The organism is Amycolatopsis sp. NPDC033938 (assembly GCF_055575975.1).
Map to the genome: position 1 here is coordinate 226,830 of NZ_JBVIRO010000011.1, position 25,379 is coordinate 252,208.

The window sequence follows — 25,379 nt, forward strand, 5'->3', positions numbered from 1 at the left end:
TTATTATGTTTTTGTGCGCCGCGTGTGGGGGTTGGGGCTGCGGCGTGGTTGTGTGTGTGCGTTTTTTGGATCACACCCCACCCCCCCCACCCCCCACCACCCGCACCGAAGCCCTACTGCCACGATGCTCACCGCCTACGCCGAACGCAGCCCGGCCAGTTCGCTCCGCGACCGCACCTTCAGCTTGCGCAGCACGCTCGCGACATGCTGTTCCACCGTGCGCCGCGAAAGGAACAGCACCTCGGCGATCTCCCGGTTGGTGTGCCCGGCGGACAGCAGCCGGGCGACGTCGCGTTCGCGCGGGGACAGTTCGTCGCCGTAGCCCCGGCGGCCGCGGCGGGACGGGGCGACCGCGCCGGTGGACCGGAACGCGTGGCGGCAGCGGGCGGCGTCGCGAGTGGCGCCGAGGTGGTCGAACGTCTCGGCGAGCGCGGAGAAGGTTTCGGCGACGTCCTCGTTCCCGGCCAGGCGGCAGCGCGCGGCCCGCTCCGCGATCAGCGCCGCGTGATACGGCGCCGGGAGGGCGTCGAACCGGGTGCGTGCCTGCTCGAAGGCCAGGATCGCCTCGGCGTGCTCTCCTCGCGACGCCGCGACGATCCCGCGGTTCGCGGCCAGTGCCGCGCGGGTCGACGGCGCGTCGAGGCCGGAGATCTCGCGTTCGAACTCGTCGGTCAGCGCTTGCGCGGCGGTGTCCCGTCCGGTGGCGCAGTACGCGTCGGCGGCGGCCATGACGAGATCGGCGCCCCAGGCCCAGACACCCTTGGCGCGCAAGAGTTCCAGTCCCTTCTCGGCCTGTGCGACGGCGGCCTCGCCGAGGTCCTGCGCGAGCAGCATGCCCGCCATCCCGGCGTGCGCGGCGATCGCGACCGGGGTGAACGCGTTCTCCGGCTGGTCCGCCGCGGTTCCGGCGAACCGGGCCGCGGCTTCGTCCCATTCGCCGCGGGCGGCGGCGAGCAGACCGAGTACGAGACACAGTTCGCTGGTCACCGGCAGGAGGTCGCGGTACTCGTCGATCAGCGCGATCGCCCGTTCGGCGAGGCCGTCCCAGTTCCCGGTGAGCCAGTCGGTGTGGACCGCCGTCGCGCGCGCGGTGCTGACGACGTACGGCGCGCCGCAGTCGGCGGCCAGTTGCATCCCGCTGCGCAGCAGGCTCCTGGCGCGCCGGTGGTGGCCGATCCAGGCGCAGGCGTCGGCGCTGTTGCAGTGCAGCCGGGCCAGATGCCGCTGTTCGTCGGCCGAACCGACGCTGGTGGGCGCCCGGTCCAGCATGGCCCAGCCGCGAGCGTCCCCGATGTGCAGCCGCGACGCGACGTTGTTGGCCATCAGGATGATCTTCAGCCGCCGGTCGGTCGCCCGTTCGATGAGCCCGTCCACCCGGTCCATCCAGCGCCGGTGCTCGTGCAGCGGGGTCGCGCCGACCCACGGCTGGGCGAGCACCCCCATGCCGCGTCCGGCGAGGTCGGGGCGGTCGGCGAGATCGTTGACGGCGATCTCGATCTCGGTCCTGGCCGCCTCCAGCCCGCCTGCCTGACGCACCAGCAGGAGCCCGAGTCCCAGCCGGACTTCGCCGCTCAGACGGCCGGACAGCCTGCCGTCGGTGAGCAGCCGTTCCAGCGCCGGGACGACCTCCGCCTGCGCGAGTCCGTTGCACGCCACCGAACTGAACTTGACCGCCAGTCTGTCCACATCGGACGGCTGGAGGCCGGGTTCGTCGAGCAGGGTACGGAGCAGGTCCGTCGCGGTGGCGAGGTCGCCGACCGTCGACGCCTGATCGGCGGCCGCCTCGCCGTACTTCAGGGCACCGGCCCGGTCGCCGGCCTTGCGGCAGTGTTCGGCGAGCCGCACCAGTGACTGCGGGAGGCGGTCGCGCAGCAGCCGGGCGGCACGCCGATGCAGTTCCTGGCGATCGGGGCCGGGGATGGTGCGATAGACGGCCTGCTGGGCGAGCGCGTGCCGGAAGCCGTATTCGCCTTCGCCGGTTTCCACCAGGACATTGCGTTCGAGTGCGAGGACGAGCGCGCGGTGGGCGCGTCCGGGGGTGAGCGCGGCCGCGGCCGTCAACAGGTCCGAAGTGGACGGTGTGCCGAGTACGGCCGCCGCCTCGGTGATCCGCCGGGCGGCCGTCGGCAGCGCGGCGAGCCGTTCCACCGTCGCTTCCCGCAGCAGCGCCGGGACTTCGACGGCGTCGAGCAGCCGCCGTGCGGTCGCGCCGTCGGCGTGTACCGCGCCTTCGATCCCACCGATCGCGTGGACGACCTCCTCGACCACGAACGGGATCCCCGCGGTCCGCTCGTGCAGCCGCGCGGCGAATTCCGCCGAGACGTTCGCTCCGCCCAGCAGCGCCGATACCAGCGCCTGGACGCCGTCACGGTTCAGCGGGCGGAGTGTGACGAGCACGTGCTCGGTGCCGGGCGCGGGGCGGCAGGCGCTGCCGAGCGGGATCCCGCCGGGGGTTTCCTCACGCCGGTAGGTGAGCAGGAGGGTCAGCCCGGCGGGCGGGTCGGTCATCAGGAACCGCAGGAGGCGGCGGGAGCCGTCGTCCGCCCAGTGGAGGTCTTCGATGAGGAGGACGTGCGGGCCGAGCGAGCCGAGCAGTTCCCGGACGGCGCGGAAGAGCCGGTGCCGTTCGGCCCTCGGGTCGCCGAGCCGCGGTGGCGGCGGGGGCAGGAAGGCCGCGAGTTCCGGCAGATAAGGCCCGAGTACGCCGGTCACGGGGTTGAGGTCGCGTGGCGGGCGGACGTCCTTGAGCGCGTCGAAGACGACGCCGTACGGGAAGGGTTCGCGCAGTGGCTGGCAGCTCCCGGTGAGGACCGGCCGTCCGGCCAGTTCGGGACAGGCCAGCAGTTCGGTGGCGAGCCGGGTCTTCCCGACGCCCGCTTCACCTTCGAGCATGATCACCGCGGGCGACCGCATCGCGCCGTCGAGGATCGCGCGTAGCTCCGCATCACGGCCGACGAGTACCGGCGAACTCGTCCTGCGTCGGCATCCACCGATCACCATGCCGGGTCACCCCCGCTTCACGAACAACACCGTTCGAGTGAACGCAGCTTAAGCGCGCGCTCAGTGATCACGGAACCCGCTCGGACGGTCACAGAACTTTCGTAGGGACGGAGGCTTTCCCTATTAGATACGTAGTCCTACGGACCGTTGCCTCGCTTGTTCGTGCAGGTCCCACCACCCGAAAGTGATTCCGACGTGACCGCACGTCACGGCGCCGGCCCGGACCCCCGCCGGCGCGAACCACCTGTTCGAGTGAACGGAGCTCAGGAAATGCGTGGAGAACTTCGACGTCACCGGATCGCGGGTGCGGTGCTCACCGGGGCCGCCGTCGCGGCTTCCGTGGCCTTCGCCGGACCGGCCACGGCCGCCGAGGGGCAGATCCGCGGCGCCGGTGTGCCGGGAGCCGTCACGGACGGGTACATCGTGTCGCTGAAGAGCGGCGACGCCGGCCTCGCGGCCAAATACGGCGGTCAGGTGAAGGCGACCTACACCGCGGCGCTGAACGGCTTCTCGGCCAAAATGACCGAGGCGCAGGCCAAACGGCTCGCCGCCGACCCCAACGTCGACTTCGTCCAGCAGGACGCGGTCGCGCGGATGACCGGCACCCAGACCGACCCGACCTGGGGCCTCGACCGGATCGACCAGAAGAACCTGCCGCTGGACCGGAAGTACACCTACCCGAACGACGGTGCCGGGGCCACGGTCTACGTCCTCGACACCGGCGTCGACTACCGCCAGACCGAGTTCGGCGGCCGCGCGACCAGCGGCTACGACTTCATCGACAACGACAGCGACGCCCGTGACTGCCAGGGCCACGGCACGCACGTCGCCGGAACCGTCGGCAGTGCCACCTACGGCGTGGCGAAGGGCGCCAAGATCGTCTCGGTGCGTGTGCTGAACTGCCAGGGCAGCGGCCAGTATTCGCAGATCATCAGCGGGATCGACTGGGTCGTGAGGAACGCCAAGGGCCCGTCGGTGCTCACCATGAGCCTGGGCGGACCGGCCGACTCCGGGGTCGACGCCGCCGTGCGCCGCGCCGTCTCCGCGGGCATCACGAACACGGTGGCCTCCGGGAATTCCAACACCGACGCCTGCTCCACCAGCCCGGCCCGCGTGCGTGAGGCCATCACCGTCAACGCCACCCAGAGCGACGACCGCCGGTCCTCGTTCTCGAACTACGGCAGCTGCACTGACATCTTCGCGCCCGGCACCAGCATCACCTCGCTGCGCAACGGTGGCGGCACCCAGCAGATGAGCGGCACCTCGATGGCGACGCCGCATGTCGCCGGCGCGGCCGCGATCTACCTGACGTCGAACCCGTCGGCGACCCCGGCCGCCGTCGCGTCCGGTCTGGCCAACGCCGCCACCTCCGGCGTCGTGCTCAACCCGGGTTCCGGTTCGACGAACAAGCTGCTGAACGTGGCGGGTCTCTGATGCGCCGCGGCGTTCGGGTCGGCCTGGTGGCCGTCGCGGCCACCGCGCTGGCGGCGTTCGCCTCGGGCAACGCCCTCGCCACGGAGGCGGAAGGCGTTGTCGTGCAGGCGAACCAGCACTACGGCGACCAGTACATCGTGGTGCTCCACGACGTCGGCACGCTGGCGGTCGAACAGTCGTCGGCCGCGCTGACCGGCCGCTACGGCGGCGAGGTCCGGTCCGCGTACAAGAACGTGCTCCGCGGATTCTCGGTCAAGGGTCTGTCGGAGCGGCAGGCCAGGCGGCTCGCGGCCGACCGGGAAGTCAAGGCGGTCTACCAGGACGGCACCGCGCGTGCCGTCGGCACCCAGACCAACCCCACCTGGGGCCTCGACCGGATCGACCAGAAGAACCTGCCTCGCGACAAGAGCTTCACGTACCCGAACACGGGCGAGGGCGTCACGGCGTACGACCTCGACACCGGGATCAACCCGGACAACCCCGAGTACGAGGGGCGCGCGTCCATCGGCAAGGACTTCGTGGGCGGCAACGGGAAGGACTGCAACGGGCACGGCAGTCACACCGCGGGCACCATCGGCAGCAAGACCTACGGCGTGGCGAAGAAGGTCAAGCTCGTCGGGCTGAAGGTGCTGGGCAACGACTGCTCCGGCAACGGTCCCGACTCCGCCATCGTCGACGCGGCCGAATGGCTGACCGCGAACGGCACCAAACCGGCGGTGGCGAACCTGAGCCTGCGGATGGACCAGGTCGGGCTCGGCGACGACGTCATCAAGAAGTCCATCGCGGCGGGCTTCGTCTACGCGGTGGCGGCGGGCAACGAGAACCAGGACGCCTGCAACGTCAGCCCCGCCCGTATCCCCGAGGCGATCACGGTCGGCGCCTCGGACGAGAACGACAACAAGTCCTCGTTCTCCAACCACAGTTCGTGCGTGGACATCTTCGCCCCTGGCAGCAACATCACGTCGCTGTCCACGTCCAACGGTGGTTCGGCGAACATGAGCGGGACGTCGATGGCCACGCCGCACGTGGCCGGGGCGGCGGCGCTGTATCTCGCCGCGAACGCCGGTGCCACCCCGCAGCAGACGCGGGACGCGCTGGTGAACAACGCCTCCGACGGCGTGCTCAAGGGACTGCCGTCCGGCACGGTCAACAAACTGCTGAACGTGTCGTTCATCGGCGGTGGCGGCCCCACGCCGACGTGCGGGGTCAAGTCGAACACGACACCGGTGTCCATTCCGGACGCGGGTGACGCGGTGACCAGTTCGGTGACGCAGGACGGCTGCGACGGCAAGGCGTCGGCGACGCTGCCGGTCAAGGTCGACATCGCGCACACCTACACCGGTGACCTGGCGATCGACCTGATCGGGCCGAGCGGTGCGGTGTTCGGCCTCAAGCAGGCGGGAGGGATCGGCGAGGCGAGCGGTGTGCACACGTCGTACACGGTGAACGCCTCGTCCGAACCGGCGAACGGGACCTGGAAGCTGCGGGTCCGTGACGTCTACCGGTTCGACAGCGGGACGATCGAAGGATTCTCCATCACCTTCTGAGTCCTTGCGAACGGCGGTGCGCCGCGGTCACGATGACCGCGGCGCATTGTCGTTTCGCGGGGGGAGGCCGGGATGGAGTCCTACGACGCCGTGGTCGTCGGTGGCGGGCACAACGGACTGGTGGCGGCGGCCTACCTGGCCAAGGCGGGCCGTTCGGTGCTGGTGCTCGAACGCCGCGACGAGGTCGGCGGGGCGGCGGTCTCGTTCCGGGCCTTCCCCGGCGTCGACGTCCGGCTCTCGCGGTACTCGTACCTGGTGAGCCTCCTGCCGCGCGAGATCATCGCGGACCTGGGGCTCGGTCTGGAGCTGCGACGGCGGCGAATGTCGTCGTATACGCCTGTCGGCGACGGAGGTCTCCTTGTCGACACGGGCGACGACGGCCGTACGGCGGCGTCGTTCTCCGCGCTCACTGGGTCCACAAAGGACTTCGAGGCGTGGCGACGGTTCTACGCGATGACCGCCGGGGTCGCCGAGCGGACCTTCCCCACGCTGACGGAACCGTTGGTGTCCAGGGAGGAACTGCGCTCACGCATCGATCCGGCGGCGTGGGACGCGCTGTTCGAGCGGCCGATCACCGAAACACTCTCCGGGATGTTCGACGACGACACCGTCCGCGGCGTCGTCCTGACCGACGCGCTGATCGGGACTTTCGCCGACGCCGGCGACTTCCGGCAGAACCTGTGCCTGCTCTACCACGTGATCGGCAACGAGACCGGTGACTGGGACGTTCCGGTGGGCGGGATGGGCGCGGTGACCGGCGCGCTCGCGTCCGCCGCGCGGGCCGCCGGGGCGCGGCTGGTGACCGGCGCGGAGGTGCTGTCGATCGATCCCAGCGGCTCAGTGCGTTACCGGCTGGGTGACGACGAGTTCGCGGTGCGCGGCGGACACGTACTGTCGAACGTCGCGCCGCGGACGCTCGCGCGGATGCTGGGGGAGGAACCACCGGAGGCGCCGGAAGGCGCGCAGCTCAAGGTGAACATGGTGCTGTCACGCCTGCCCCGGCTGCGCGATCCGGGCGTCGACCCGCGCGAGGCGTTCGGGGGCACGTTCCACGTCAACGAGGGCTACGGGCAGTTGGCGACGGCTTACGCGGAGGCCGCCGCGGGCAGGATCCCGTCGCTGCCGCCGTGCGAGATCTACTGCCACTCGCTGACCGATCCGTCGATCCTCGGCCCGACCGAACGGGCCGCGCGGGTGCAGACGCTGACGCTGTTCGGGCTGCACATGCCCGCGCGGCTGTTCGCGGGACGCAACGAGGCGGCGCGCGAGGAGGCGCTGCGGGCGACGTTGTCCTCTTTGGACAGTGTGCTGGCCGAGCCGATCGAAGACTGTGTGCTGCGTTCACCGGACGGCCGGTCGTGCATCGAAGCGAAGACGCCCTTGGACCTCGAAGCCGAGCTGGGATTGCCCGCGGGGCACATCTTCCATCGCGATCTGTCGTGGCCGTACGCGGCCGATTCCGCCCAGGTGGGGCAGTGGGGTGTCGAGACGGCGCACGAGCGGGTACTGCTCTGCGGTGCCGGGGCCGTGCGGGGCGGCGGTGTGTCCGGTATCCCCGGGCACAATGCCGCGATGGCGGTGCTGGCTCGCGCGTGAAGGCCCCCTTCCCTCGGCTCAGCCGAGGGAAGGGGGCCTTCACGCGCGAAGCGGTACTACTGGACCGTGAGGGTGTAGACGGCGGTGGAGGTCTTGCCCGCCGAGTCCGTCGCGGTGACGGTCACCGGGTAGGTGCCGCGCTGGAAGGGTGCGACCACCTGCATGGTCGAGCTACCGCCGCTCGAGATCGTCTGCGGGTTGAAGAACGGTGCGAACGGCAGGCCCTGCCCCGACGCCGACAGCTTGATCGTGCCCGTGCCGCCGGTGGCGGAAACGGTGACGTTGCTGAAGAAACCGGGCTGGGAGGTCCCACTGGTGGGGCTCAGGCTCACCCTGAGCTCACCGGGCTGGGGCCCGCCGGCGCCGACGGTCAGCGTCAGGTTCGTGGTCGCGGTGTCGGTGGTGCCCTTGCCCGAGATCGTGACCGCGTAGTCCTTTTCGGCCGTCCCGGCGGGAACCTCGATGGTCACCTTGGCCGACTCGCCCGAGTTGATGGACGTGGGCTGGAAGGTCGCCGTCGCGCCCTCCGGAAGGCCGGACGCGCTCAGCTCGACCTTCTCCGCGCCGTTCTTGCCGGGCTTGCTGGTCACCGTGGCCGAAACGTACTTGCCCGGCTCGACCTTGAGCGAAGACGGTGTCACGGCGAGGGAGAACTTCTCCGGGTTCTGCGGCTCGCCGATCTGCTGCTTGACCCAGTCGCCCATGTCGTTGTTGAGCCTGCCGTACACGCTGTACCATTTGAAGTCGCTACGGCTCCACGACGCGACGCCGACGACCTTGCCGTCCACGATGAGCGGCCCGCCGCTGTCACCGGGAAGGATCGTGACGTGGCCGTCGCTGTAGCCACTGCAGATCATCGTGGCGTCCTGGAAGCCCGCGCCGACACCGCTGCAGTTGCTGCCCTGCACGATCGGCAGGGTGAACTTGTGCAGTTCGACGTTGCGGGTGTCGTCGTTGAAGTCCTTCTTGCCGTAGCCGAGCCCCAGCCCGGACTTGCCCGGCTTGTTCAGCTCCGTGTCGGCCGACGTCGCGACCTTCGCGTACTGGCCGCCCGGCACCGGGATGTCGGCGTCCGTGGTGACCACCGCGACGTCGTAACCCTGGTCGAAGTTGACGTACTTCGGGTGGGTGTCGTAACTGACGACGCCGACCCTCGTCCCTCCGCCGGCGTTGAGATCGTCCAGCCCGTAAAGGAAACTCTTCTCCCCGGACGCGGCCTTGCAGTGCGCGGCGATCAGGATCTTGCGCGGCGCGATGACCGAACCGGTGCAGGTCTGCCCCTGCGGCCTCGTTCCGCCTTCACGAAGGCCCGCGATGATGAACGGGTAGTCCCGGACCGAGGCGGGCGTGCCGCCGATGGAGCTGGTGTGCAGTCCACCGGGGACGACCGCTTGATCCGTCGGGGTGACGGCGGTCAGATCCGCGGCGGCCGCCGGCGCGGGCAGGAGGACCGAGAGGCAGCCGAGGGCGGCGGTGGCGATCCCCAGAAGCCGTTGTCTTCTGTTCACGGTGGTTCCTTTCCAGATGGCTGGAAATCACTTTCCGCAGGGACGTCTGGCGGAACAACCGAGGAAGGGGTCCGTAGGGGTACGGAACTAATGCGCTCCGTCGCCGGTGAGCAGTTCCAGACTGTGGTCCCCGGTGCGCTCGACGTCGAGACCCGCCTTCGACAGCACCCGGATCAGCTGCTCCACAGTGGACGGTTCCGTGCGGGACTTCACCAGTTCCGCGGCCAGCCTTCCCTTGTACGCCTTGTTGAAGTGACTCACCGTGATGCGGTTGCCCTTCGCGTCCTCGGTCACGACGCGCACCGTCACCGCGTCCGGCCGGAGCTTCGCGAGCGCCGAGTACGTTCCGGACCTCAGGTCGACGACGAGTCCCTCGATGCCCTGGAGCACCGGTTCGAGCACCGGCTTCCACACACTGCGGACGGACCCGAGCGACGGCAGCGCGTTCCCGCCGGAGAGCCGGTACGCCGGGATCGGGTCGGTCGCCGCGACCACACCGAAGAGCGCCGAAGCGACGGCGAGACGCTTCTCGGCCTTCGCCAGCGTCGCCTTGGTGAAGGACTTGACGTCGAGAGCGTCGTAGAGCACACCGGTGTAGCGGCGCAGCGCGGGCATCGTGGGCGCGGACCACAGCTCCGCGTTGCGGGCGACCTCGTCGACCTGCCGCGGCGTGATGCCGAGCGCGGCGATGCTGGCGGGGACGTCGCCGGCCAGTTCGGCCAGTGCGTCGGCCAGTTTCGCCCTGGTCGGGTTCAGTTCGGGGAACGACAGGGCGCCGAGGTCCAGCGGGGCGCCGGTGCCACCGGCGGCCTTGGTTTCGGAAGGGGGGAGCAGCACGAGCACCACGGAAGCGTAACTAAATGGAGTGCGTCACCCGGAGGCGCGGGCTTAGCCTCCTCCGCATGAGCCTGACCTGGCGGCCGCTGACCATGGACGATATGCCGCGCCTGGCGGAGAGCTTCGCCGAAGCGGAGCGCGTCGAGCCGATCGACGAGCACTACAGCGCGGAGGACCTCGCCGAAGAGATCTCTTCGCCCAACGTCGACCTGCCCACCGCGACCATCAGCGCCTGGGACGGCGTCACGCTGGTCGCCTACGGTCTGCTCAGGCGGCGCGACGCGGCGAATCCGGCGCATATGGTGCGGGTCGAGACGCTCGTCCATCCCGGTTACCGCGACGACGCGATCGCCGCGCGTCTCACCGGCTGGTTCGAGGAGGCGGGCAAGCGGATCCACGCGAAGTCCTTCCCGGACGCGCCGCTGGAACTGCACGCCGCCGCCAACACCAAGCAGCGCTGGCTCTCGGGCGTGCTCGTGGCCTCCGGATACGAGCACGCCCGGTGGTTCGTCGACATGCGTGCCGACCTCGCGTCGATTCCGCCTGCTCAGCCGCTGCCCGAAGAGTTCCCGCTCGTCGCCTACGAAGAGAAGTACGAGGAGCTCACGCTGCGGTCCCGCAATGAGACGTTCGCGGACCACTGGGGGAGCACCGACCAGTCCCCGGAGGCTTGGCGGCATCTGGTGGTCGGCGGCAAGGACTTCCAGCCGGACCTGTCCTTCCTGTTGCTGAGCCCGGAACGGGACCGGGCCATCGCGATGGTGCTGAGCGCCTTCTTCGCCTCCGACGAGGCCGCCACGGGCGTGAAGGACCTGTACGTCAGCCACGTCGCGACCGACGCCGGCCTCCGCGGCCGCGGGATCGCGGGCGCGCTGCTCGGGCACACGCTCGTCCAAGCGAAGGCCAAGGGCTTCCAGCGGGCCTCCCTCAGCGTCGACCAGGACAACACCCACCGCGCCCTCGGTGTCTACGAACGCGTCGGGTTCAGCGAGCATCAGCGCTGGGCCGGGTACGTGAAGCCCATCCCGACCTGACCGCTTGTCACCCGAAAGGGTGGATTTCGGTACAGTCGATCTTCTCTGAGAGATCGCGGGGGTGGTAGGGCGTTGCCGGTTTCCGCACGCCTCGGCTGGCATGATCTGCCGTCGGCGACGCGTGACGCCGTGGAGCGTGAGCTCGGTTCGGTGGTCCGTCGTTCGCTGTGGCAGACCCCGGAATTCGACGGCGGTGTCGCCGCGAGGCTCGAACTCGAACGCGGTCATCGCTGGGTCTTCCTGAAGGCGATCCCCGCGAACAGCCCGCGCGCGGGCGGCTACCGGACGGAGGCCGCCATCGCGCGACGGCTGCCCGCGGAGGCACCCGCGCCGCAGCTGCTGTCCTTTGTGGACAGCGACTGGCTGGTGCTCGCCTTCGCCGACTTCGACGGCACCAGGCCGAACCTGCGCCCCGGATCACCGGACCTCTCCGCCGTGCTGGCCACCTTCGGCGCACTCGGGCGCACGCTCACCCCGTGCCCGCTTCCCGACGTCCCGGACGCCCTCGACGATCTCGGCCCGCTCCTGCGCGGCTGGCACGAACTCGCGAAGGAACCACCGGACGACCTCGACGGCTGGGCCGTCCGCAATCTCGACCGGCTCGTCCAGCTGGAGACGTCCTGGCATCCCTGGGCGGCCGGGGACACGTTGCTGCACAACGACATCCAGCCCGAGTACCTGGTGCGGACCGGAACCGGCAGGGTGCTCGTCACCAACTGGCGTTACCCGGCGAGGGGCGCGGGCTGGCTCGACCTGGTGGCGCTGGTCCCGTACCTGCTGGACGCCGGGCACGGGCCCGCCGACGTCGACCGCCTGTTGCGACGGCGTCCGGTGCTCACCGGCATCCCGGTCTGGGCGGTCACCGCCTTCGGCGTCGCCCTGGCCGGGCACGCCGAACGAGCCTGCCGTCTGCCGGAGCCGCCCGCGACGACCGGCGTCCGCGCGGCGCAGCGCCGTCTCGCCGCGGCCATGCGCGACTGGCTCGCCTACCGCACGCACTGGCAATAGCGTCGCACGTGCGCGTTCAGGGGTATGCATTTATTCGGTGGGGAAGCCAAATAGGGCGTGCCCTGGCGCGGCTCCGGACTGGGTTTCCCGAGGGGGTCGTGAGTGCTAAATGGTGTTCTATTGAGAGGTAAGGCAAAGGTGTCGTGTCCGGGCGCGGCGTACCGGTGACCGGTCCCGTCGGTGGACGGTGTCTTTCACTGTGTGGATTTTGATGCGTTAGATGACACAAAATCCACACAGTGCCGCACGACAGTCCCGGTGACGACCGCATCCGGAGGAAGGGCACTCAAAGTCTGGCCCAAATCGGACACGCGGTTGCCTGAGAATGTCTCTGGTGGATAGTCAAGGGCGCGCCGTGTCTCAGCGAGGAGTACCTGGCCGCAACCAAGCAGCAAAGGTCCTCTTGAGGGGCGGGTTGCCGGTGCGGTCGGGTGGGGAAGATTCCGGTCGTTGAGTGTCCCGAATCTTCCGTTGATCAAGGGGTGAGACCGGGCGACGATGCCCGCGGAACCACCCTCGTCCAGGTCAGGCCCAAGCCCGGTCCGTGAAGGCCTCCTTCACTACCTTCAGGGTAAGCAAGGGGACCTTGACGGCAACGAGCCGATCACGCCAGATTCGCCTGACCCCTCAATACTCACCCCTCGACAGAGGACTGAACGCGGCGTCAGCCGACCACGTTCAGCGGCTCCTCGCCGGCGACATAGCGGCGCAGCTGCTCGGTGACCAGCCGCTTCGCGCGCGGGTAGAACGACGCCGACCCGCCCGCGACATGCGGCGTGATGACCACACCCGGCGCTGTCCACAGTGGATGCCCGGCGGGCAGCGGCTCCGGATCGACGACGTCCAGCGCCGCGCGCAACCGCCCGGCCACGGTCTCGGCGGTGAGCGCGGCGGTGTCGATCGCCGAGCCCCGCCCGACGTTCACGACCAGGGCGCCGTCCGGCAGCGCGGCGAGTTCCGCGGCACCGAACAGGCCCATGGTCGCGGGTGTCTCGGGCAGGATCAGGACCACGATGTCGGCCGACGGCAGCAGATCCGCCAGTTCACCGACGCCGTGTACCCGCTCCTCGGGGCGCGCCGTGCTCGCCACCCTGGTCACGACCGCTTCGGCCGCGAGCAGTTGCCGCTCGATGGCCTGCCCGATCGAGCCGTGGCCGACCAGCAGCACCCGGCTGTCGGCCAGCGAACGCGTATGCGCCCGATCCCACGAACCCGTCGCCTGCTGCGCGAACCAGCGCGGCAGATCCCGCTGCGAGGCGTGGATCAACGCCAGCGCGTGCTCCGCCACGCTGAGGTCGTGCAGGCCGCGGCCGTTGGCGAGCGTCACCCCCGGCGGCACCAGCGGGAGCAGCTTCTCCACCCCGGCCGAAAGCGACTGCACGAGCTTCAGCGACGGCAGCCGGGCGATCAGCTTCGTCGGCTCCGCTCCGGTGTCGTACGGCAGCACGTAAACCTCGACGCCATCGAGGTCGCCCTCCGGCAAGGGGCCGGTGCCGTCGTACCACCGGGCGTTCAGCCCCTCGGGCAGCTCGATGTCGGTCCAGGGCAGGATGGCGCGCTCGGTCATGCCGCCATTCTGACCATCGAGATCGGCGTCAGCCCTGGTGGGTGGCGACGCAGAACTCGTTGCCGACGGGATCGGCCAGCACCGTCCAGGCCATCCCCGGCATCTGGTGCTCCTCCACCTTCTTCGCGCCCAGTCCGATCAGCCTCTCCACCTCCTTCTCCCTGTCGTCGGTACCGAAGTCCATGTGGACCCGGTTCTTGCCCGCCCGGGGCTCCGGTACGCGCTGGAACGCGAACACCGGCCCGTTCTCCGTCTTGGGGCGCAGGATCAGGAACTCGCCCTCGTAGTCCTGATCCACCTCCACCCCGAGCGCCTTCGTCCAGAACGCCGCGAGCCCACGCGGATCCGCGCAGTCGATCGTGATCATCCCCAGCTCGATTCCCATGGCGACAAGCTAGCGGCACCCACCGACAAAAACGGGGCACCGCGATAACCGGTTGAATCGCCCCGGGGCGGGGTGACTACGCTGCGCAGAACGTCTCAGCACGTAATTCCAGCGAGGAGCCCAGAAGTGATCACCAGGATGTCGTCGTTGTTCCTTCGCACCCTGCGTGAGGATCCGGCGGACGCCGAGGTACCGAGCCACCGGCTCCTGGTACGCGCCGGCTACGTCCGCCGAGTCGCTCCGGGCGGCTACTCCTGGCTGCCGCTGGGTCTGCGGGTGCTGCGCCGGATCGAGAACGTCGTCCGCGAAGAGATGAACGCCATCGGCGCGCAGGAGATCCAGTTCCCCGCGCTGCTGCCGAAGGAGCCCTACGAGGCCACTGGCCGGTGGACCGAGTACGGCGACGCCCTCTTCCGCCTCAAGGACCGCAAGGGCGCCGACTACCTCCTCGGCCCGACGCACGAAGAGCTCTTCGCGCTCACCGTGAAGGGTGAGTACAACTCGTACAAGGACTACCCCGTCGTCCTGTACCAAATCCAGACCAAGTACCGCGACGAGGCGCGTCCCCGCGCCGGGATCCTGCGCGGCCGCGAGTTCGTCATGAAGGACTCCTACTCCTTCGACCTCGACGACGAGGGCCTCGCGAAGTCGTACGAGCTGCACCGCACGGCGTACACGAAGCTGTTCGACCGTCTCGGCATCGAGTACGTCGTCGTCAAGGCGACCTCCGGCGCGATGGGAGGCTCGGCCTCCGAAGAGTTCCTCGCCGTCGCCGAGACGGGTGAAGACACCTACGTCCGCAGCACCGAATCGGGTTACGCGGCCAACGTCGAAGCGGTCACCACGCCCGCGCCCGAGGCCAAGCCGATCGAAGGCCTGCCCGAGGCGAAGGTCCACCACACGCCGAACACCCCGACCATCGAATCGCTGGTCGCCTTCTTGAACGACGCCGGCCTCGGCCGCACCTTCACCGCCGCGGACACGCTCAAGAACGTCCTGGTCAAGACGCGCCAGCCGGGTGCGAAGGAGTGGGAGCTGCTGGCCATCGGCCTTCCCGGAGACCGCGAGGTCGACACGAAGCGCCTCGAAGCCTCCCTCGAGCCCGCCGAGTTCGAGCTGCTCGACGAAGCCGACTTCGCCAAGAACCCCTTCCTCGTGAAGGGCTACATCGGCCCGAAGGCGCTGAAGGACAACGGCGTGCGGTACCTGCTCGACCCGCGCGTCGTCGACGGCACCGCCTGGGTCACCGGCGCCGACGAGCGCGACCACCACGTGGTCGACCTGGTCGCGGGCCGTGACTTCACCGGTGACGGCACGATCGAGGCCGCCGAGGTCCGCGAAGGCGACACCTCGCCCGACGGCAAGGGCACCCTCGTCGCCGCGCGCGGTATCGAGATCGGGCACATCTTCCAGCTGGGCCGCAAGTACGCGGACGCCTTCCAGTTGGACGCGCTGGGCCCGGACTCCAAGCCCATCCGCATCACCATGGGCTCCTACGGTGTCGGCGTCTCGCGGCTGGTCGGCGTGCTCGCCGAACAGAACCACGACGACCTCGGCATCATCTGGCCGCGCGAGGTCGCGCCGTTCGACGTGCACGTGGTCATCGCGGGCAAGGACGAGACGATCGCCGCCGGCGCGGAGAAACTCGCCGCCGAACTGGACGCCGCCGGGATCGAGGTCGTCCTCGACGACCGCAAGGCCAGCCCCGGTGTGAAGTTCGCGGACGCCGAACTCGTCGGGGTGCCGACCATCCTGGTGGTCGGGCGCGGCCTGGCGAACGGCGTCGTCGAGGTCAAGGACCGCCGCACCGGCGACCGCGAGGAGATCGCCGTCGACGCGGTCGTGGAGCACCTGGTCAAACTCGTCCGTTCGTAATGGGCTGGTTCGGCAAGAAGCGCGGGGATTCCCCGGGCTACGAGGACAACGCCGCGCTGGACGGGTTCGGGGGCTATCAGCCCTCGGACTCGCCCGGCTACCGGCCTGCGCCTGCCGAACCCGCGCCGGAACCGGAACGCGAGACCGAACCTGAGCCCGCGCAGATGGCTAAGCAGCCGATGTCGCGAAGCGGGCGAAGGGCCATGTACGGCTTCTTCGCCACGCTCGGTGTCATCGCTGTCGCGGCGCTCGCGAACAACAGCTCGGACCGGTCGTCGAGCGACTCGCCGACCACCCGGACCCCGATCGTCTACACGCCTTCGCCGCGGGTCGTCGCGCCGCCGGTGACCGACGGCTGGCAGTCGGTGGCCGGGGCCGACGGCCAGGTCGCCTACGACGTCCCGCCGAACTGGACGCCGAAACCGACCACCATCCACGGCTGGGAGAAGAACGTTCTCGGCCCGGGGATCTCCATGTTCTCCAGTGCTTTCCTCGGTGAGGGCTACTGTCCGGCGGTCAAGGGCAGCCGGGTCGGGGGCAGCGGGCTGACGACCGTGAAGGTGGCCGACGCGCCCGCCGCGGCGGACAAGGCCCTCAACGATCTCGCGGTGAGCGCGTACAACCCCGACGGAGGCCCGGCGTCGGCCAAGATCGTGGCCGAACCGGTCCAGGCGGTGGAGTTCACGCTGGGCAACGGCAAGAAGGTCCCCGCGAGCATCCTCATCGCGGAGGTCACCCTCGGGCACACCGCGCCCTGTACCCCGAAGCGTGCCTTGGTCGGCGTGCAGGCGGTGGACATGGGAGAGTCGGCGGCCGCCTTGCTCGTCTATTCGGATCAGGACGAACAGGGCAGTGTGGACCGCGAGCAGATCCTGAAGATCCTCAAGACCTACCGGGGTGTTCCGGAGGCCGACCGCAAGACCATCACCCCGCCGCCTTCGACCCTGCGCTGAGACGTCGGTCCCGCTGGTCTCGTGAGTGGTAATGAGGGTTAGAGCGAACCCTCTCTTAGGTACCTACTGGTGGCCTGCGGACTTGCTGGCATGAGGTGCATGATGGCCCCCTTCCTTGCGCTAGGCGCGGGGAAGGGGGCCATCATGTACTGGGGAAGGTGTGAAGGTCGAGTTTCCTCGGCTGAGCCGAGGGAAGGGGTCCTTCACGCGCAGCCGGTGTGACTGGTGATGCTGCTGAGGCTCGTGATGGTCGTCCGGGGCGGGTGAGGGGAACTTTGAGGGACTCTGGGTCCCTCAAGGAGTCCTTCACGGTCCGGCCGTCACCGGACCCACCCGCCGTAGGTACCTAAAACACCCTTGGCCAGAACCGTCATTACCACTCACGAGTCCCTTGCTGGACCCGGCCGGGACAGCCTTGAGCGCGTCTCGGATGTGCAGCGTGGGCCAGGTCCGGGCCGGTGGCAGGCGTCCTGAAGGCCCCCTTTGAGACGGTAAACGTCTCAAAGGGGGCCTTCAGGACACAGCCACGAGCGGCCGGTGAGCTGGGCTGGTCGTGAGTGGCGATTCGGGTTAGAACCGTCATTACCACTCACGAGACCGGCGGCCAAAGAGGCACGTGAGGCGGTTATCCCGGGGGCATGACGCCCTGGTCGCCCACCGCGACCTGGGTCACCAGGCGCCGCCCCGGCGACACCGGTCGCGGGTTCGCCGATGAGCGCTGAGGCTTCTTGCCGGACCTGGCGAGTTTGGCCAGCCGCAGCAGCCCGGTGTTCGGCAGGTAGGCCCGGCCGAGCGCGATCCCGATCCGCGGCAGATCGGCCTCGTCGCGGAACGCGAGGTACAGCGGGACGTGGCGAGGCTGGAACTTCGACTTGAACGCGTGCAACGAACGGAATCCGTAGAACGGCTCCATCATCGTGCCGAGAGCGTCGAGTACCCGTTCGACGGCGTGGGCGGGTTCGCCGGAGCTCGCCAGCGGAGCGCCGGACAGCGAGACGAACTTCGCGCCTTCCTCGCGGAAAGCCAAGCACGAGGACGCGATCAGAAACTCCATCGTGGGGCGGAAACCGTCGGAGCGCTTCCGCATGACGTCGAGCGTCCAGCCGCCGACGGCCCCGGCCCCGGTGTGGACCGGCAGCCACGACGTCACACCGTGGACCACGCCGTCGGCGTCCACCGCGAGACCGACCCGGGTCTCCGGGTCCATCGCCTCGTCCACGCCACCGAGGGTGAAGCCCATCTCCGGCATGCCCTTGTCGCCGATCCATTCCTCGGAGATCGCGCGCACCTGCGAGATCACCGAACGGGGCTGATCGGCGAGCCGCACCAGCCGGAACTCGATGCCGTCCTTCTTGGCGCGGTTGAGCGCGGTCCGCACGTCCTGCCAGCGCTTGCCGCGGAACTCCAGCGTGTCCAGTTCGATCAAGGTGTCTTCGGCGACCTGGACGTGCTTCCAGCCGAGGTCGGTCGTCTTGGCGGTGGTGTCGCCGGTGGCGGAGAACAGGCACGGCACGAGACCGGTGTTCTCGCACATCGTGATGAACTCGGCGATCGTCCGGTCACCGGCGCCGTCGGGTGCGATCGGGTCGCCGAGCGCGATGGCGACACCGGCATGGCGACGGTAGGCGAGGTAGGACTTGCCGTCCGCGGCCACGAAGTACGAGTTCTGCGGCCAGGTCGTCATCCAGGAAAGCGTGCTTCCGCCGTGACGGCTGAGCAGCGTGCGGGCCAGCGCGGGGTTGCCCATCCGGCCGAGACGGCGGCGCTTCCGCCGCGACGGGACCCGGAAGGCGCCGCGAGAGGAGATCAGCAGCGCGAACTCGACCGTCCACAGGAGATTGTCCACGAAGAACAGCGGCGGATCCGAAAGCCCGGTGTCCTCACCGAAGACCTCGGCCAGCGCGAGCACCCCGCCGTAGGCCATCACCTGCAGGATGACGAACGAGGTCAGGATCATCGCGCACCACCAGGCGACCTGGTTGCCCTTGCGCAGTCCGTTCATGATCGGCACCACGATCAGGCAGAGGACGCCGACCTCCCAGCCGGACAGCGAGAGCTCCTCGGACGAGCCGAAGGGGCCGTTGCCCGGTACGAAGGACATCACCAGTTCCGCGACCGTGAGCACCAGCAGCCCGGCGACGACGTAGAACCGCCATTCGCGCAGGCTCGGCCGCCGTTCGCGGGCGGACTCCGGAGAACCGATGAACTTGCGCCCGAACGGCAGGGCCAGCACGAGTGCGAAGAAGTGCACGAGGTCGGCGAGCGTGCCGACGAAGATGATGGCGACCCCGGCGTAGACGCACAGCCCGGCGCGCAGCCGCAGCCGCCACGGCGGCCGCAGGGTGGCGCTGGCGACCGCGACCGCGGCGAGCGCGCCGCCGGAGAACCCGACGTCGAGGCTGCCGGCGACCCGTTCCGCCCACTCCCAGCCGGAATTGCGGCTCAGTGCCAGGAACTGGACCGCCACCAGCACGCTGACGAACTGACCGCCGATGGCGACGGCCATCGCCCGGCGGGTGCCGAGCCGCCATTCCGCGAATCCGGCGAACAGCGCGAAACTCAGCACCATCGGCAGGTAGTACAGCGGGACGACCGCGAACAGCGGTCCGGTGAGCAAGGTCCACCACCGGCCTGATTCGAGCGACGGCAGCCCATAGGCGATGTACGGGTACACCGCGCGATCCTCGGCGGCGGACCAGAGCGCGCCCGTGGCCAAGGCGAGCGCGAGCATGGTGACCGTGACGAGTGTCGTGAAAGGCAGCCGGTGCCTCAGCACCGTGGTGAGCTTCTGCGTCCGGCCCGGCGCGGCCGTCCCGCTTCCCCCTATTGGCATGGAAACAAGGTAAGCGGGCGAAGGCCTTCTGGACATCGGGCAGGGGACCCATATTTCCCTTAGGGGAGTGCTACTCCCGGCGGATGCTCCCACCCATCTTGAGGACGATGTCCCTGGCTATCGCACCGGGAATCCCCTGGTCCGCCAGTACCAGAAGGACGTGGTAGCGGCCGGAACCCGGCAAGGCGCGCGGCGGCAGGGCGATCGCGGTGATCGAGACCGACGGTGCCGCGCACGGCCCGTCGGCGGCGGGGACGACGGTCGTGGTCACGGCCGTGGCCATCGTGCCGCCATCGAGCACGCTCACCGGCCCGGCGGCGCCGGTTTCGGTCTTCGGGGGCCGCCCGCCGCTGATCGGGCCGTATGCGGCTTCGGCCCACCGGAGGGTCGTCTCCTCCGCCGCCTGCGCGATGCCGCCGACCTCGCCCTCGTCGATGGTGGTGAACCCCGCCATCGCCCGCGACGAGTGCGCTGAGCCGGGACAGAAATCGCGGTGGTACCGGGCGACGCCCTGCAAGGTGACCAGCTCCCCGGCGGGAGTTTCGTATGCGACGGCGACGTCGGGCTCCTCGATCGTCCAGTCCGGCGGGACGTCGAACACGAGTGGGTGATCGTCGGACAGCACCGGCTGCCAGCCCGCGATCACGGGGCCGATCCGGGTGGGCAGCACCGGATCGGGCAGGACGAGGTCCGTGGCGGACGGCGGGGTCGCGGTCCTGGCCTGATAGGTGGCCGTCGTGCCGACCGCGAGGACGACGACCAGGCCGATGACGCCCAGCGCCGGCCGCAGGCGGAAGCGGCGGCGCGGCGGGAGGACGTCCCGGACGACGGGAATCGGGCCAGTCTGTTCGGCCTCGGATTCGAGCGGTTCCCCGGTGAGCGGATCGACGAACCACGTTCGCGGTTCGCCGGGGCGCCCACCGGGGCCGGTCATTGCTGTGGCCGCAAACTCGCGAGGATCATCTGCGCGTCCGCCTCGGACAGGGCGTCCGGGGTTTCCTGGTCGAGGACCATCACGAAGCAGACGGTCTGCTCACCGATCTTGAACGCCGCGGAAGTGACTTTCACGCTCGGCGCCCGGCAGCCTTCGCCTTCGCTCGGGGTGTACGAGGCGGAGGAGCTGAGAGCCTGCATCGTGCCGCCCGCGATGGGGATCTGCTTGACCTCGGGCATCGGCACGTCGGTCTTGCCGGTGGCGGACTGGATCCAGAGCCGGACAGCGCCTCTGGCGGCGTTCTCGACCGGGATCTGGTCCGCGGTGGCGAAGCCGACCGTTCCCCGGTTCGAGCTGCTGATCTCGGGGCAGGCGCCGAGCTTGTACCGCATCGCCTCGTGGAGGACCATCTTCAGCTCGCGCTCGGTGTTCCCGGTGGAGTAACCCGGCTTGGTCTCCCAGCCCGTTGGCGGCAGGTCGAACGCCGTCTTGTCCTGCCGGGAGACGATTCCTTGCCAGCCCAACGTCTTGGCCGGGACCTTGTTGTCCTGCGGGACGTCGCCGCTCTGTGAGGTCGACGGAGGTTTCGACGCGACCGCGGAAGTGGACGGCGGTGTGGGCTGAGGCTGCGGATCGTCGCCGTCGCGCAGGACGAAGAAGAGCGTGGCGCCGAGGGCGATGACCACGACGAGCGCGCCGAGGCCGATCCACAGGCCTTTCTTGCCCTTCTTCGGCGGTTCCGGGGAAAAACCCTGGTAGGTCTGCTGCGGGAACTGCTGGAAACCCTGCTGCTGGTAGCCCTGGTACGGCTGCTGAGGATCCTGGGCGTACTGGGGCGGATATCCCGGTGGCTGGGGTTGCCGCTGATCGGGCTGCTGTGGTTGCTCCGGCCAGCCGTTGCCGCCTGGGTATGCCATGGATCGAGTTTAGTCGGCGCTCCCGAGCACGGCGGTACGAACCGCTGCCAGATCGGTCAGGTCGCCGAGCACGGTGTGCGCGCCCGCGTCGGCCAGTTCCTCCGCGCTGAACTGCCCGGTGGCCACGGCCACCGCGACGGCGCCGTTGTCGAGCGCGGCCCGCACGTCGTCCGGGGTGTCACCGATGACGACGACCGACGCCGGCGCGAATTCGGTGCCGTGTTTCGCCGAAGCGTGGCCGACGGCGGCGGGAACGAGATCGGGCCGGTGCGCCGAAAGCGAGCCGTAGCCGCCGATCTCGAAGTCCACGTGTTCGTGCAGGCCGAACGCGGTCAGCTTGTGCACGGAGATCTCCGGCAGGTTCCCGGTGACCAGTGTCTGCACGATGCCGCCCTGCGAGGCGAAGGCGTTCAATGCGTCCTTGGCACCCGGGAGCGCGCGGCCGTTCGAGGACAGCCTCGGTGCGTGGCTTTCGGAGACGGCGATCAGCGCGAGCCAGAGCTTGCGCACGTTCTCCTCGGTGGGCTCGACGCCGTGCGAGGTCAGGATGTCCGCGCTGATGGCGCGTTCGGTGCGGCCGCCGAAGTTCGGCAGCGCCCGCAGTTCGACGCCGGCGACCTCGGCGAGCGCGGCCGTGTACCAGGCGGCGCCGGTACCGCGCAGGTCGACGAGGGTCTGGTCGATGTCCCACAGCACGAGCCGGTGCGGAGTAGTCACGCCGACGACGGTACCGGTGAGCTAATTCAACGTCTGTTGACTTCTTGGCCGCGCAGGCCTACCTTGAGGCCCTAATTCAACAAGCGAAGAATAAATGGAGGACGTCATGCCGACCCAGAGCCGGCGCCCCGCCGGGGCGTTCGCCTTACTCGCCGCGGTGGCAGGCGCGCTGGTCGCCGTCGTACTCGGCTTTCTCACCTTCGGCGCGCAAGCCACCGTCGCGCCCGACGGTCTCCCCGTCGCCGTGGCCGCGCCATCGGGACCGTTCCAAGCGGCCGCGCACGGGATCGCGTCCCACGGTGGAGGCCAGGTGTCCTGGCGGGTGACCTCACCGGAGGACGGCCGGAAACTGCTGGAGGACAAGGAGGTCTACGGCGTACTGGAACTTCCGTCGACGGTCGTGGTCTCCGGGGCGGTGAATCCGTCCGGGACCCAGATCGCCCAGCAGGTGCTGACCGGCGTCGCGCAGGCCATGGGCGGGACGCCGAAGGTCGAGACGCTGCACGCGGCGAGCGCGGCCGGTCGCGTCGCTCCGCTCGGGCTGAGCGCGCTGGCATGGGTCGGCTGTCTGGTCGCGGGCGCCGTGCTGATCCTTCTCGGCCACCGGATCGGCCGAGCCGCCGGAGTCGCCGCGCGCTGCACACAGATCGTCTCGGCGGGTGTGCTGGTCACCGGCGTCCTGGCCGGATTCCTGAAACTCTGGGACTCCTCGCTTCCGCTCGGCTGGGACGTCCTCGGCTTCCTTTTCCTGACCGCGACAGCGTTCGCCGCGCTGCAGACCGGTCTGCTGCGGCTGCTGGGCGTGCGGGCGATGACGATCCTCGGCCCGCTGTATCTGGTCGCGCCCGCCGTCGCGGGTCAGGTGCCGGAACTGCTGAACCCCGCCTACCGCGCGGTGCTGTGGTCCTGGACGCCGTTCCGGTTCTCGGCCGAAGGCCTCCGCAGCCTGCTGCAGGGCGTACCGAACGCGCCGGATGTGACGACCGGAGCCTGGGTGCTGGCCGCGCTGCTCGTGGCCGGGCTGGTGCTCGCGCTGTGGCCGAGCCGGTCAGCCCTCCAGAAGACTGAAGCGGACACGCCGGACCGGGTTGTCCAGGTTGGTGTCCACTAGGCAGATCGACTGCCAGGTGCCCAGCGTCAGCACCCCGCCGAGGACCGGGATCGTGGCGTACGGCGGCAGCAGCGCGGGCAGGACGTGGTCACGGCCGTGACCGGGACTGCCGTGCTGATGCCGCCAGCGTCCGTCGCGGGGGAGCAGGTCGTCGAGCGCGGTGAGCAGGTCTTCGTCGCTGCCCGCGCCGGTTTCGAGGATCGCCAGCCCGGATGTCGCGTGTGGCACGAAGACGTGCAGGATCCCGTCCTCGGCGTCGGCGTCGCGCAGGAAGGTCTCGGCGTCCTTGGTCAGGTCGTGCACCACGGCCACGCTGCCGGTGCGCACCTCGATCTCCGTGGAGTACATGCCGTTCACGGTAGTGCCCCGAAGCGGGCGACGTAGTGCCAGACGCGTTTCAGCGCCTGTTGGTCGTGGTGGACGCCCTCCCCGAGTTGGTCTGTGTCGTCTTCGCGGGCGAGCGCGATGAGCGCCGAAACCCGGGTTCCATGTCCGAAGTCCTCAGGTCGCCGCACGCTGTCCGGGTAGCAGAAGGTGGTCCGTCCGACGGTGTGCGCCGCCGGGACGCGCGGTCGATCCGCCGATCGTTCCGGTTTCGAACTGGTTGCGGTAGAAACCGTCCTCGGCCAGCGCCGCCAAGACGGGGCGTCCGTCCCTTGTGGACCGATCGGGGTGGAAGTGGAGCGTCACGGGAAGCCCTGCCTCGTGTCCGCCGCGCGCTTTCGCGGCGACGTGCGCGAGCGCCCGGGTTCGTGTGTCCATCACCGGAGTATCAGGCGTGCCGCCGGGCGAGGGCGACCAGATAACGCACCGGCCGGTCCGTCGGGTTGACGTAGGCGCACGGCTGGGGTGTACCGAGCTGGAGGCAGTCGCCCGTATCGAGTTCGTGGTCGACGTCCCCCTCGCGGAACCGCAGATGTCCGTCGAGCACCCAGATCTGATGATGGGTCAGCGCGTAGGTGTGGGCGGGGAACGAGACTTCGGCGCCCGCGGGCAGCACGACCTCGACCAGTTCCAGCGGTCCGCCGAGCGACGGCGAGACGGCGCGGCGCACGTACCCGGTGTCCGGGTCGGTCCAGGTCGGCTGATCGGCCGCGCGCACGAGCCGCTGGTCACCGTGTTCCGCGCGGGCGACCAGCTCGGACAACGTCATCCCGAGCGCGGACGAAAGCCTGCTGAGCAGGACGGCCGTCGGCTGGGCCTCTCCGCGTTCGATCTTGCCGATCATCGCCCTGGACACGCCGGACATCTCGGCGAGAGCGTTGGCCGAGAGGTTCTGGTCGACTCTCGCGGACTGGAGCGTCGCGGCGAGCGACGCGGACAAGGGATCCGACATGCTGCTCACTATAGTGGCAGCATCGGATACTATGATCGTCATGGTGATCAGGGAAGCGACCGAAGACGACGCGGCGGCGTGCGCGGAGATCTACGCGCCGTACGTCACCGACACGGTGATCTCGTTCGAGACCGAGCCGCCCAAACCGGACGAGATGGCCGAGCGCATCGCCAAGGCGCAGCGGTCGCACGCCTGGCTCGTGCTCGAAGACGACGAAGGCCGCGTCATCGGCTACGCGTATGCGGGCCCGTTCAGCGGTCGTCCCGCCTACCGCTGGTCGTGCGAGGTCAGCGTCTACCTGGAGCGGGGCCGTCAGCGGAAGGGCGGCGGCCGCGCGCTCTACCAGGCACTGCTGGACAGGCTGGCGTCGCGCGGGTTCCGGAACTTCTGCGCCGGAATGGTGGTGCCGAACGACGCGAGCGCCGGGCTCCACAAGGCGATGGGGTTCGAGCCGGTGGGGACTTACCGGCGGATCGGGTACAAGCACGGAGCCTGGCGGGATGTGGCGTGGATGCAGTTGTGCCTGCCGGAGGTGGACGGGGTGCCGGCCGAGCCTCGGTAGGGCTTGGGTCTCGCTGCTCCGATTTCCTGCGGGCAGGTGAGCCGGGCACGTCTCGTGAGTGGTAAGTGTCGTTCTCTTGAGGGGTAAGGCGAATATGGCGCGGTCGGCGCCCGCTGCGCGACAGGCGCGAACACCGCCGCCCCAGCGTCGAAGCGTGATGTCATGAAGGACCCCTTTGAGACCTTCAACGTCTCAAAGGGGCCCTTCAGGACACGCCACATTTGA

At 69.5% G+C, this 25,379-nt stretch carries 22 protein-coding genes; 9 read left to right on the forward strand and 13 right to left on the reverse strand.

What is annotated here, in order from left to right; genetic code table 11:
* Window positions 1-135: 135 nt before the first annotated feature.
* Window positions 136-3,000: an ATP-binding protein gene (locus ACZ5ZX_RS26410; RefSeq protein ID WP_465504660.1), complete on the reverse strand. Its 2,865-nt coding sequence runs from the start codon at window positions 2,998-3,000 to the stop codon at window positions 136-138.
* A gap of 270 nt (window positions 3,001-3,270) precedes the next feature.
* On the opposite strand from ACZ5ZX_RS26410, the gene ACZ5ZX_RS26415 reads away from it, so the two are divergent.
* From ACZ5ZX_RS26415 to ACZ5ZX_RS26425, 3 genes are all read left to right on the forward strand, one after another.
* Entirely contained in the window at window positions 3,271-4,434 is a 1,164-nt protein-coding gene (locus tag ACZ5ZX_RS26415) for a S8 family peptidase (protein WP_465504661.1), read from the forward strand.
* Window positions 4,434-5,981, forward strand: a complete 1,548-nt coding sequence (locus ACZ5ZX_RS26420; RefSeq protein ID WP_465504662.1) for a S8 family peptidase — start codon at window positions 4,434-4,436, stop codon at window positions 5,979-5,981. Before ACZ5ZX_RS26415 ends, ACZ5ZX_RS26420 begins: the two co-directional genes overlap by 1 nt.
* A 72-nt stretch (window positions 5,982-6,053) precedes the next feature.
* Entirely contained in the window at window positions 6,054-7,577 is a 1,524-nt protein-coding gene (locus ACZ5ZX_RS26425) for a phytoene desaturase family protein (protein ID WP_465504663.1), read from the forward strand.
* 56 nt (window positions 7,578-7,633) lie between these two features.
* Here ACZ5ZX_RS26425 and ACZ5ZX_RS26430 read toward each other — a convergent pair whose 3' ends face one another.
* Together ACZ5ZX_RS26430 and yaaA are read right to left on the reverse strand one after the other, a co-directional pair.
* Window positions 7,634-9,085, reverse strand: a complete 1,452-nt coding sequence (locus ACZ5ZX_RS26430; protein WP_465504664.1) for a trypsin-like serine protease — start codon at window positions 9,083-9,085, stop codon at window positions 7,634-7,636.
* A gap of 87 nt (window positions 9,086-9,172) precedes the next feature.
* Window positions 9,173-9,928: a peroxide stress protein YaaA gene (gene yaaA / locus ACZ5ZX_RS26435; RefSeq protein ID WP_465504665.1), complete on the reverse strand. Its 756-nt coding sequence runs from the start codon at window positions 9,926-9,928 to the stop codon at window positions 9,173-9,175.
* A gap of 59 nt (window positions 9,929-9,987) precedes the next feature.
* Here yaaA and ACZ5ZX_RS26440 point away from each other — a divergent pair, with 59 nt between their 5' ends.
* Together ACZ5ZX_RS26440 and ACZ5ZX_RS26445 are read left to right on the forward strand one after the other, a co-directional pair.
* Window positions 9,988-10,956 (forward strand): GNAT family N-acetyltransferase, encoded by a 969-nt coding sequence (locus ACZ5ZX_RS26440; protein WP_465504666.1) that lies wholly within the window; start codon window positions 9,988-9,990, stop codon window positions 10,954-10,956.
* Window positions 10,957-11,028: 72 nt separating this feature from the next.
* The gene (locus tag ACZ5ZX_RS26445; RefSeq protein ID WP_465504667.1) at window positions 11,029-11,964 is read left to right on the forward strand and encodes an aminoglycoside phosphotransferase; all 936 of its coding nucleotides are present in this window, start codon (window positions 11,029-11,031) and stop codon (window positions 11,962-11,964) included.
* A 664-nt stretch (window positions 11,965-12,628) separates the two neighbouring features.
* Here the strand turns inward: ACZ5ZX_RS26445 and ACZ5ZX_RS26450 are convergent.
* Both ACZ5ZX_RS26450 and ACZ5ZX_RS26455 read right to left on the reverse strand, forming a co-directional pair.
* Window positions 12,629-13,531 carry a 2-hydroxyacid dehydrogenase gene (locus ACZ5ZX_RS26450; RefSeq protein WP_465504668.1) on the reverse strand — a complete coding sequence of 301 codons (903 nt, stop codon included), beginning with the start codon at window positions 13,529-13,531 and terminating at the stop codon, window positions 12,629-12,631.
* A 28-nt stretch (window positions 13,532-13,559) separates the two neighbouring features.
* On the reverse strand, window positions 13,560-13,916 hold the full coding sequence (locus ACZ5ZX_RS26455; RefSeq protein WP_465504669.1) for a VOC family protein: 357 nt from the start codon (window positions 13,914-13,916) through the stop codon (window positions 13,560-13,562).
* Window positions 13,917-14,042: 126 nt separating this feature from the next.
* On the opposite strand from ACZ5ZX_RS26455, the gene ACZ5ZX_RS26460 reads away from it, so the two are divergent.
* Both ACZ5ZX_RS26460 and ACZ5ZX_RS26465 read left to right on the forward strand, forming a co-directional pair.
* Window positions 14,043-15,791 carry a proline--tRNA ligase gene (locus ACZ5ZX_RS26460; RefSeq protein ID WP_465504670.1) on the forward strand — a complete coding sequence of 583 codons (1,749 nt, stop codon included), beginning with the start codon at window positions 14,043-14,045 and terminating at the stop codon, window positions 15,789-15,791.
* Window positions 15,791-16,744 (forward strand): DUF8017 domain-containing protein, encoded by a 954-nt coding sequence (locus ACZ5ZX_RS26465; protein ID WP_465504671.1) that lies wholly within the window; start codon window positions 15,791-15,793, stop codon window positions 16,742-16,744. The genes ACZ5ZX_RS26460 and ACZ5ZX_RS26465 overlap by 1 nt, the downstream gene beginning before the upstream one ends.
* Window positions 16,745-17,369: 625 nt before the next feature.
* Here the strand turns inward: ACZ5ZX_RS26465 and ACZ5ZX_RS26470 are convergent.
* The 4 genes from ACZ5ZX_RS26470 to ACZ5ZX_RS26485 all read right to left on the reverse strand — a co-directional run bounded on the left by ACZ5ZX_RS26470 (window position 17,370) and on the right by ACZ5ZX_RS26485 (window position 22,124).
* Window positions 17,370-19,577 carry a bifunctional lysylphosphatidylglycerol flippase/synthetase MprF gene (locus ACZ5ZX_RS26470; RefSeq protein WP_465504672.1) on the reverse strand — a complete coding sequence of 736 codons (2,208 nt, stop codon included), beginning with the start codon at window positions 19,575-19,577 and terminating at the stop codon, window positions 17,370-17,372.
* Between the two features lie 70 nt (window positions 19,578-19,647).
* Window positions 19,648-20,511 carry a DUF8017 domain-containing protein gene (locus tag ACZ5ZX_RS26475; RefSeq protein WP_465504673.1) on the reverse strand — a complete coding sequence of 288 codons (864 nt, stop codon included), beginning with the start codon at window positions 20,509-20,511 and terminating at the stop codon, window positions 19,648-19,650.
* Window positions 20,508-21,428: a DUF8017 domain-containing protein gene (locus ACZ5ZX_RS26480; protein WP_465504674.1), complete on the reverse strand. Its 921-nt coding sequence runs from the start codon at window positions 21,426-21,428 to the stop codon at window positions 20,508-20,510. The genes ACZ5ZX_RS26475 and ACZ5ZX_RS26480 overlap by 4 nt, the downstream gene beginning before the upstream one ends.
* Window positions 21,429-21,437: 9 nt before the next feature.
* The gene (locus ACZ5ZX_RS26485) at window positions 21,438-22,124 is read right to left on the reverse strand and encodes a haloacid dehalogenase-like hydrolase (protein ID WP_465504723.1); all 687 of its coding nucleotides are present in this window, start codon (window positions 22,122-22,124) and stop codon (window positions 21,438-21,440) included.
* Window positions 22,125-22,251: 127 nt separating this feature from the next.
* Here ACZ5ZX_RS26485 and ACZ5ZX_RS26490 point away from each other — a divergent pair, with 127 nt between their 5' ends.
* The gene (locus tag ACZ5ZX_RS26490) at window positions 22,252-23,256 is read left to right on the forward strand and encodes a YhgE/Pip domain-containing protein (protein ID WP_465504675.1); all 1,005 of its coding nucleotides are present in this window, start codon (window positions 22,252-22,254) and stop codon (window positions 23,254-23,256) included.
* Here the strand turns inward: ACZ5ZX_RS26490 and ACZ5ZX_RS26495 are convergent.
* Genes ACZ5ZX_RS26495 through ACZ5ZX_RS26510 form a run of 4 tightly spaced genes read right to left on the reverse strand, consistent with a single transcriptional unit; the run spans window position 23,194 to window position 24,592 of the window.
* Window positions 23,194-23,604, reverse strand: coding sequence for a secondary thiamine-phosphate synthase enzyme YjbQ (locus ACZ5ZX_RS26495; protein ID WP_061984342.1), 411 nt, complete (start codon window positions 23,602-23,604; stop codon window positions 23,194-23,196). The two genes, ACZ5ZX_RS26490 and ACZ5ZX_RS26495, sit on opposite strands and share 63 nt — an antisense overlap.
* 5 nt (window positions 23,605-23,609) lie before the next feature.
* Window positions 23,610-23,771, reverse strand: a complete 162-nt coding sequence (locus tag ACZ5ZX_RS26500) for a hypothetical protein (protein WP_465504676.1) — start codon at window positions 23,769-23,771, stop codon at window positions 23,610-23,612.
* Window positions 23,758-24,018 (reverse strand): DUF3626 domain-containing protein, encoded by a 261-nt coding sequence (locus ACZ5ZX_RS26505; RefSeq protein ID WP_465504677.1) that lies wholly within the window; start codon window positions 24,016-24,018, stop codon window positions 23,758-23,760. The genes ACZ5ZX_RS26500 and ACZ5ZX_RS26505 overlap by 14 nt, the downstream gene beginning before the upstream one ends.
* A 10-nt stretch (window positions 24,019-24,028) precedes the next feature.
* Window positions 24,029-24,592, reverse strand: a complete 564-nt coding sequence (locus ACZ5ZX_RS26510) for a helix-turn-helix domain-containing protein (RefSeq protein ID WP_465504678.1) — start codon at window positions 24,590-24,592, stop codon at window positions 24,029-24,031.
* 31 nt (window positions 24,593-24,623) lie between these two features.
* Here ACZ5ZX_RS26510 and ACZ5ZX_RS26515 point away from each other — a divergent pair, with 31 nt between their 5' ends.
* Complete coding sequence (locus ACZ5ZX_RS26515; protein WP_465504679.1) at window positions 24,624-25,154, forward strand: GNAT family N-acetyltransferase; 531 nt, start codon at window positions 24,624-24,626, stop codon at window positions 25,152-25,154.
* The last annotated feature ends 225 nt before the right edge of the window (window positions 25,155-25,379 follow it).

What these genes read in the sequence shown, in the direction of transcription:
- ACZ5ZX_RS26470 (WP_465504672.1), bottom strand. Translation starts at nt 19,577, where the DNA reads ATGCCAATAGGGGGAAGCGGGACGGCCGCGCCGGGCCGGACGCAGAAG.
- ACZ5ZX_RS26465 (WP_465504671.1), top strand. Translation starts at nt 15,791, where the DNA reads ATGGGCTGGTTCGGCAAGAAGCGCGGGGATTCCCCGGGCTACGAGGAC.
- ACZ5ZX_RS26475 (WP_465504673.1), bottom strand. Translation starts at nt 20,511, where the DNA reads ATGACCGGCCCCGGTGGGCGCCCCGGCGAACCGCGAACGTGGTTCGTC.
- ACZ5ZX_RS26450 (WP_465504668.1), bottom strand. Translation starts at nt 13,531, where the DNA reads ATGACCGAGCGCGCCATCCTGCCCTGGACCGACATCGAGCTGCCCGAG.
- ACZ5ZX_RS26505 (WP_465504677.1), bottom strand. Translation starts at nt 24,018, where the DNA reads ATGGACACACGAACCCGGGCGCTCGCGCACGTCGCCGCGAAAGCGCGC.
- ACZ5ZX_RS26495 (WP_061984342.1), bottom strand. Translation starts at nt 23,604, where the DNA reads ATGTACTCCACGGAGATCGAGGTGCGCACCGGCAGCGTGGCCGTGGTG.
- ACZ5ZX_RS26420 (WP_465504662.1), top strand. Translation starts at nt 4,434, where the DNA reads ATGCGCCGCGGCGTTCGGGTCGGCCTGGTGGCCGTCGCGGCCACCGCG.
- ACZ5ZX_RS26490 (WP_465504675.1), top strand. Translation starts at nt 22,252, where the DNA reads ATGCCGACCCAGAGCCGGCGCCCCGCCGGGGCGTTCGCCTTACTCGCC.
- ACZ5ZX_RS26425 (WP_465504663.1), top strand. Translation starts at nt 6,054, where the DNA reads ATGGAGTCCTACGACGCCGTGGTCGTCGGTGGCGGGCACAACGGACTG.
- ACZ5ZX_RS26455 (WP_465504669.1), bottom strand. Translation starts at nt 13,916, where the DNA reads ATGGGAATCGAGCTGGGGATGATCACGATCGACTGCGCGGATCCGCGT.
- ACZ5ZX_RS26440 (WP_465504666.1), top strand. Translation starts at nt 9,988, where the DNA reads ATGAGCCTGACCTGGCGGCCGCTGACCATGGACGATATGCCGCGCCTG.
- ACZ5ZX_RS26515 (WP_465504679.1), top strand. Translation starts at nt 24,624, where the DNA reads ATGATCGTCATGGTGATCAGGGAAGCGACCGAAGACGACGCGGCGGCG.
- ACZ5ZX_RS26480 (WP_465504674.1), bottom strand. Translation starts at nt 21,428, where the DNA reads ATGGCATACCCAGGCGGCAACGGCTGGCCGGAGCAACCACAGCAGCCC.
- ACZ5ZX_RS26415 (WP_465504661.1), top strand. Translation starts at nt 3,271, where the DNA reads ATGCGTGGAGAACTTCGACGTCACCGGATCGCGGGTGCGGTGCTCACC.
- ACZ5ZX_RS26410 (WP_465504660.1), bottom strand. Translation starts at nt 3,000, where the DNA reads ATGGTGATCGGTGGATGCCGACGCAGGACGAGTTCGCCGGTACTCGTC.
- ACZ5ZX_RS26510 (WP_465504678.1), bottom strand. Translation starts at nt 24,592, where the DNA reads ATGTCGGATCCCTTGTCCGCGTCGCTCGCCGCGACGCTCCAGTCCGCG.